The organism is Gilvimarinus gilvus (genome assembly GCF_030518155.1).
GTDB lineage: Bacteria > Pseudomonadota > Gammaproteobacteria > Pseudomonadales > Cellvibrionaceae > Gilvimarinus > Gilvimarinus gilvus.
This window is the reverse complement of sequence record NZ_JAULRU010000216.1, coordinates 1-305: the sequence shown is the minus strand read 5'-3', so window position 1 is coordinate 305 and position 305 is coordinate 1. Positions and strand designations below refer to the sequence as shown.

The window sequence follows — 305 nt, the reverse complement described above, 5'->3', positions numbered from 1 at the left end:
GGTCGTTCTCGTTGGTGATCAGCACGGCGGCAATCGCCGGGTCGTCTTTGTAGGCCAGCCCCGTGTAAGGGTTGACGTGGGACAGGTACTGTTCGGCGAAGCGCTTCATTGCCTGCTGGATACTGCGGTTGACGTAGGCGTAGCCCTTCAGGTCGATGCGCGCTTCGCCTTTGGCCAATTCGTCGAAGTCTTCGATATTGTCGTTGGCAGTGAGCGCCCGCTGCACATGCATGTCCAGCCAGATGTAGATACCCTCGTCCTTGAGTGCTTTGATCCACAGGTCCAGCTTGCGCAGCGATTCGGCG

The 305-nt window shown here is 58.7% G+C and carries 1 pseudogene; it reads right to left on the bottom strand.

The window, feature by feature from the left end:
- Positions 1-305: pseudogene (locus QWI17_RS02430) on the bottom strand (carbohydrate binding domain-containing protein); the annotation flags it as partial.